The sequence below is a fragment of the Microbacterium sp. genome (assembly GCF_052102115.1).
Taxonomy (GTDB): domain Bacteria; phylum Actinomycetota; class Actinomycetes; order Actinomycetales; family Microbacteriaceae; genus Microbacterium.
In genome coordinates, this window is sequence record NZ_JBQDVP010000087.1 from 1 (window position 1) to 5,972 (window position 5,972).

The 5,972-nt window shown below is 67.4% G+C and carries 9 protein-coding genes; 2 read left to right on the plus strand and 7 right to left on the minus strand.

All coding sequences use genetic code 11. The annotated features are described in order from the left end of the window. Window positions 1-56 precede the first annotated feature (56 nt). The 7 genes from ACTICP_RS15455 to ACTICP_RS15485 form a co-directional block, all read right to left on the minus strand. Window positions 57-1,517 carry an LCP family protein gene (locus tag ACTICP_RS15455; protein ID WP_441893866.1) on the minus strand — a complete coding sequence of 487 codons (1,461 nt, stop codon included), beginning with the start codon at window positions 1,515-1,517 and terminating at the stop codon, window positions 57-59. After that, on the minus strand, window positions 1,514-1,981 hold the full coding sequence (gene purE, locus ACTICP_RS15460) for a 5-(carboxyamino)imidazole ribonucleotide mutase (protein ID WP_441893882.1): 468 nt from the start codon (window positions 1,979-1,981) through the stop codon (window positions 1,514-1,516). The genes ACTICP_RS15455 and purE overlap by 4 nt, the downstream gene beginning before the upstream one ends. A 112-nt stretch (window positions 1,982-2,093) precedes the next feature. Then, window positions 2,094-3,218 carry a 5-(carboxyamino)imidazole ribonucleotide synthase gene (locus ACTICP_RS15465; RefSeq protein ID WP_441893868.1) on the minus strand — a complete coding sequence of 375 codons (1,125 nt, stop codon included), beginning with the start codon at window positions 3,216-3,218 and terminating at the stop codon, window positions 2,094-2,096. Window positions 3,219-3,289: 71 nt separating this feature from the next. Further along, window positions 3,290-3,841 (minus strand): PH domain-containing protein, encoded by a 552-nt coding sequence (locus tag ACTICP_RS15470; protein ID WP_441893870.1) that lies wholly within the window; start codon window positions 3,839-3,841, stop codon window positions 3,290-3,292. A gap of 60 nt (window positions 3,842-3,901) precedes the next feature. Next, entirely contained in the window at window positions 3,902-4,162 is a 261-nt protein-coding gene (locus ACTICP_RS15475; RefSeq protein WP_441893872.1) for a type II toxin-antitoxin system RelE family toxin, read from the minus strand. After that, window positions 4,159-4,422, minus strand: a complete 264-nt coding sequence (locus ACTICP_RS15480) for a type II toxin-antitoxin system Phd/YefM family antitoxin (RefSeq protein ID WP_441893874.1) — start codon at window positions 4,420-4,422, stop codon at window positions 4,159-4,161. Before ACTICP_RS15480 ends, ACTICP_RS15475 begins: the two co-directional genes overlap by 4 nt. Window positions 4,423-4,496: 74 nt before the next feature. Continuing rightward, window positions 4,497-5,261: a biotin--[acetyl-CoA-carboxylase] ligase gene (locus ACTICP_RS15485; protein ID WP_441893876.1), complete on the minus strand. Its 765-nt coding sequence runs from the start codon at window positions 5,259-5,261 to the stop codon at window positions 4,497-4,499. A 54-nt stretch (window positions 5,262-5,315) separates the two neighbouring features. On the opposite strand from ACTICP_RS15485, the gene ACTICP_RS15490 reads away from it, so the two are divergent. Together ACTICP_RS15490 and ACTICP_RS15495 are read left to right on the plus strand one after the other, a co-directional pair. Beyond that, entirely contained in the window at window positions 5,316-5,552 is a 237-nt protein-coding gene (locus tag ACTICP_RS15490; protein WP_441893878.1) for a type II toxin-antitoxin system Phd/YefM family antitoxin, read from the plus strand. Beyond that, the gene (locus ACTICP_RS15495) at window positions 5,552-5,938 is read left to right on the plus strand and encodes a type II toxin-antitoxin system VapC family toxin (protein ID WP_441893880.1); all 387 of its coding nucleotides are present in this window, start codon (window positions 5,552-5,554) and stop codon (window positions 5,936-5,938) included. The genes ACTICP_RS15490 and ACTICP_RS15495 overlap by 1 nt, the downstream gene beginning before the upstream one ends. Window positions 5,939-5,972 lie beyond the last annotated feature (34 nt).

A 5,972-nucleotide genomic window follows, 5' to 3' on the forward strand; every position in this document is an offset into this window, starting at 1 on the left:
TCCGCCGTCGGAGGCCCGCCCATCAGCAGACTCAACAACCTGCCTGGACATCACACCTAGGGCTCCGTGGTCGGCTCGGGCGTCGGCGGGTGCAGCGTCTGCGTCACGAGGTCATGGATGTACGCGTAGTCGGGATCGTGCTCGGCGACACCGTTCTCGGGCACCAGTTCGATCGTCGTGACCGGCTGCTCCTTCGCCTTCATCATGAGCCCGAAGAACTCGCTCAGCTTGTCCCTCGGAAGGTCCGTGTCGACCAGCACGGTTCCGGCGGCGGCAATGTCGTTGAAACGGGTGAGGACGTTCTGCGGGGTGAACTGTTCGAGGATCGCGACCTGCAGCTGCCGCTGGCGCTCCATGCGGTCCCAGTCGCTGGTCGTGTAGCGCGAACGCGCGTACCACTGCGCCGTGTCGCCATCCATGTGCTGCTGGCCGGGCTCGATCCATCCGATCGCCCACTCATTGACGTCGGTGCCCGTCCATCCCTCGGGCGGGCCGCCCTTCGGCAGACGCTCGGTCGCCTCGATGTCGACGCCGCCGAGCGCGTCGATCATGTCGGCGAACCCGTTCATGTCGATGAAGACGTAGTACGGGATCTCGATGCCGAGAATCCCCTCCGCGGCATCCTTGGTCGCCTCGATGCCGGGTGCGGAACCGTGCGCGGCAGCATCCGGGTAGAGCTCGACGCCCTCGTCGTCACGGCACACCTCAGCGGCGTACCGGATGTGGTTCATCCACGGATTCCATCCGCACGTCGAGGAGGAGTGCCCCTCGAACCCGTTCGGATACTGCGCCTGCATCGGGCTGCCGTCGCTGAACGGCGCGCCAGGCAGCTCGCGCGGGATGCCGAAGATCGTCACCGCCCCCGTGTCGGCGTTGACCGACACCACCGAGAGGCTGTCGAAGCGCATCGAGTCGCGCCCGTCGCCGCTATCGGCGCCGAGCAGCAGAATGTTGTAGTAGCCGTCGACGGGCGCGACACTCGGCCCGCTCTGCCCGAAGATGTTGTCGAGCGCGCCTCGGCCGGATGCGACGACCGTGGAGGCGTATGCCGCTCCCCCGCTGAGCAGGCTGACGACGAGCACGGCGACCACAGGAATGGCGATGCGCGAGATGGGCGGCACCTTCACCAGGCGCACCAGACGCAGCGTGTCGAACGTCAGCACGACCCACAGGATCGCGTAACCGATCAGAAGCACCTGCGCGAGCGTCAGCACCGGCCACGAGAACGGACCGGTGGCCAGCCAGATCATCGCCGGTCGCGCCACCAGGGCCAAGATGCCGACGGCGATGATCAGCAGCCAGCAAACCAGCGTTGCACCGAGCCCGAAGCGGCCGAGCCGACGGTTGCGTCCGGAGAGCACCTGCGCCGATCCGGGGACGAGCACGTTCATCACGACCAGCCACCAGCCGCGTCGGCCCATGACCGCCGAATCGCTCGAGTCGGGGTCGCGCAGCGGCCTCGTCTCGATCAGCGGTCGGCCTGCGCGCGCCGTGGCGCGCGGTGCGGCAACGCTCACAGGGAGCCCTTCAGCCGTTCGTTCTTCTCTGCGACCTGCCCCTCGAGCGACCGCGCATAGTCCTCGATACGGTCGGCGATCGCGGCATCCGATGCCCCGAGAATGCGGGTCGCCAGGATGCCGGCGTTGCGTGCACCGCCGATCGACACGGTCGCCACGGGGATGCCGGCCGGCATCTGCACGATCGAGAGCAGCGAATCCATGCCGTCGAGATACGCCAGCGGCACCGGAACGCCCACGACCGGAAGCGGCGTCATCGAGGCCAGCATGCCCGGGAGGTGCGCGGCGCCGCCGGCCCCGGCGATGATGACCCGGATGCCGCGCCCACGCGCTTCGCGCGCATACTGCATGAGCTTGTCGGGCGTGCGGTGTGCGGAGACGACCTCGACCTCGTGCGGGATCCCGAACTCGGTGAGCGCCTGGGAGGCGTCGCTCATCACGCGCCAGTCGGAATCGGAACCCATCACGACACCGACGACGGGCACAGCAGAAGAGTGCAGTGGCTCAGTCACCCACCCAGAGTACGGTCTGAATCCCGGGGTTCCGCTGAACGGCGCGCGAGATCTGGGGTGCGGCTCAGCGGAAGTGATCGACGGCAGCACGGGCGGTGTAGACGACATCGTCGAGATCGTCGCCTGCCGCATTCACGTGCCCGACCTTGCGACCGGGGCGCGCCTGCTTGCCGTATGTGTGGATCTTCGCGTCCGGATGCTCGGACATCGCCGCGTCGAAACGACTCTCGAAGGAGCCGTCGGCGGGCCCGCCGAGGATGTTCACCATCGCCGCCCAGGCCGCGCGCGGCGACGGATCTCCCAGGGGCAGATCGGCGACCGCCCGCAGGTGCTGCTCGAACTGGCCCGTCACGGCGCCGTCCTGACTCCAGTGGCCGCTGTTGTGCGGGCGCATCGCCAGCTCGTTGACGAGAACGCGCTCGTCGTCGGTCTCGAAGAGCTCGACAGCCAGCATCCCCGTCACCCCCAGCCCCTCGGCGATCTGCCGGCCGATGCCCTCGGCCACCTGCACGAGGCGGTCGCCGGCACCGGGCGCCGGGGCGAAGACCTCGGCGCACACGCCGTCGCGCTGCACGGTCTCGACCACGGGATACGCGACGATCTGACCGCTGGGGCGCCGAGCCACTTGCTGGGCGAGCTCTCGCCGGAACGACACCAGCTCTTCGACGAGCAGGGCGTCATCCGCTGCCGTCTGCTCGAACCAGTCGGCCGCATCGGCTGAGGTGCGCACGAGTCGCACACCCTTGCCGTCGTACCCGCCGCGCGGCGTTTTCACGACCGCCCGGCCGCCGTGATCGTCGAGGAACGCCTGCAGCTCGTCGGCGTTCGCCACTCGCGCCCAGTCGGGCTGCGGGATGCCGAGCTCAGCCAGTCGGGCACGCATGGCGAGCTTGTCCTGGGCATACCGCAGGGCGTCCGGGCCAGGGTGCACGGCGACGCCGTCGGCCACGAGTGCGCGCAGGACGTCCTGCGGCACGTGCTCATGGTCGAACGTGACGACGTCGACGTCTGTGACGAACGCCCGGACTGTCTCGAGGTCGCGGTAGTCTCCCACGGCCGTCGCCGCGAGCTGTGCCGACATCCCCTCGGACTCGGCGAGCACGCGGATGTCGAGCCCGAGTTCGACCGCCGGGGCGATCATCATCCTGGCCAGCTGTCCGCCGCCGATCACGCCGATGCGCAACGCCATGTGGTTCTCCCGTTCGTCGGGTTCCATTCTTTCGTATGGCGGCGAGGGTTTCGAGTCGAGTGGGTGGCGGATCAGGAGCGGTCGGTGTCTCCCAGCGACTGGGCGTCGCGGTGGGCGAGGATCTGATTGACCTCGATCTGGTCGGCGAGCGCCTCGTGCACCAGCGTGACGTTCGGCACGTTCACGAGCTGCAGCGCCGTGTCCATGCCGTTCGAGAGCGTGATCGTCCCGGCTCCCTGCATCCGCTGGAGGATGCCGCGATGCACCCCGATCGTGTAGCCCCGCACGTGCGAGATCTCACGGCGCTTGCGCGCACCCATGCCCTGGCGGACGATGACCCGCCGCGTCGTCACCGTGTACGTGCGGGAGAACCACACGAAGTACGGGATCACGACGCCCACGACGATGAGCACGGCCGCGACGGCGAGCAGCATCCAGTTCTGGAACCCGTCGGGAAGGTTGTCGTAGAAGAACGCCGTCGCACCGCACACGGCGATCAGCAGCAGCGACGACCACAGCAGCCCGCGTGCCTGACTGCGGAAGCGCGCGATGAGTCGCTCTTCGGCTGGCGCGCCCGGCGGCGGCATCATGGGCCGTCCCCCCAGACTCACGGGCTGTGTCATGGCTCCATTGTGCCCTCAGCCGCCGACAACGCCCGCGCACTGACGGCGTGTCCGGTGTCACTACCGGTCATAGACTTCCCGGCGATGCGCAGCCCGCACGATCGTGACGGCCAACTGTGCATCGAACACGTCATAGATCACTCGGTAATCACCGACCCGTATGCGCCAGGCTCTCTTCTCGCCGACGAGTTTCTTCGCACCATGGGGTCGAGGGGTGTCAGCCAAGGTATTGATCGCATCGAGTACGCGATCGCGTGCAGGTCGTGGCATCTTCTTCACTTGCCGCGCCGCGGCCGCGGTGAAGTCGACGCTATAGCTCATGAGGCGAGGTCGGCCCGCAGCTCATCCAGCGTGACGCGGGAGCCGTCATCAGAGGCTTTAGCCTCACGGTAAGCGGCGACGTCCTGCACCATCTCGAACTCTTCAAGCGCTTCCAGATCGGCCACGCTCACCATCACAGCGGCGAGCTTTCCGTTTCGAGTCACACCGATGCGCTCACCTGCGTACATCGTGCGTCCGAGTACGTCTGAGAGCTGACTGCGCAACTCGCGCGTCGATACCTCGCTCGTCACAGTATCCATAGTGTATATGGTAGCACACGTAGCCTTTGTGTACACACTTGCACAAGCAGATCGGGCTCCCGGCCGACGAAGCGTCACGCCAGCCGGGCGTGCACCACGTCGCCCGCAGCGACGATCTGCTCCGAGCCGTCGCTGTCGACGCAGAGTCGTCCGTCGTCTTCGAGCCGGGTCGCGGTGCCGCGCAGCGTCGACCCGTCCGGCAGGGCGACCTCGACGTCGCGGCCGAGGGTCGCGCACCGCGCCGAAACCGCCGCGTGCACGCTGCTGCGGTCGGCGTCGTTCCCCGCGGCGAGCGCGGAGAGCAGCCCTTCGAGCCGACGCAGATAGTCGGCGACGAGCCGGCCCTCATCGGCGATCTCTCCGAGGGCTGCGAAAGAAGTGGCGGTCGGCACCGGCAGCTGCTCGGCCGTCATCGCCGTGTTCACACCGGCACCGAGCACAACGGCATCGCCCGTCGACTCGGCGAGGATGCCCGAGATCTTGCGCCCGTCGACCAGCACATCGTTGGGCCACTTGACGCCGACGTCGTGACGGGCGAGCTGGACGGTGACGGCATCCGCCATGGCGAGCCCCGCGACCAGCGGGATCCAGCCCATCGCGCCCGGATCCGTCGGCAGGTCGCGCAGCAGCACCGAGACGGCGAGCGCCGAGCCGGCCGGTGTCTCCCACGACCGGTCGAGCCGCCCGCGCCCCGCCGTCTGATTGTCGGTCACCAGCACCGACAAGTGGGGCCACGCAACGGCGTCCGCTGAGAGCACCCGCAGTGCCGCGTTCGTCGATCCCGACTCATCAAGAACCTCAAAACGGGATGCCACGGCCTGCGCCTCGGTGAAGTCCATCGCGCCAGTCTACGCCCGCACCACATCCTAGCCAGACTTAGCTAGACTAGACGCATGATCCAGGTGAACGTGCACGAAGCCAAAAGTCAGCTCTCGGCGCTGATCGCCAAAGTGCTCGAAGGCGAGACGGTCACGATCGCACGCGCGGGACATCCCGTCGTCGACCTGGTCGCCCATCGTGAGCTGACCGTCGTCTACGGACTCGCCGCAGGTGAGGCCGAGCACGATCCGGCGGTGTTCGACGGCGTGGATGAAGAGATCAACGAGCTCTTCTACGGCGAGCGCGTCTGATGCTCCTCGATACGAACGCTCTGATCTGGCTGGTCCACGACAGCCCCCGCCTGGGGATGCGCAGCCGCAGACGGCTCGAGGCAGAGCCGCGCGTTCACTATTCGTCGATCTCGGTCACGGAGATCGCGATCAAGCACATGCTCGGCCGTGTTTCGCTGCCCGGTGGCGATGCCTTTCCGGAGATCTTCCGAGCGTCGGGGCTGACCGAGCTGCCGTTGCGCTCAGAGCACGCCGCCAGCGTCTTGACGTTCGATTCCCTCGTTCGTCACGACCCGTTCGATCGGTTACTGCTCGCACAGGCCAGCTGCGAGCGGATGTCTCTCATGACCACAGATTCGACACTGCTCGCACTCGAACAGGATTGGATCGTCGACGCTCGTCTGTGAATCAGAGCTCGTCGTCCTTGTCCTCTTCGTCGTC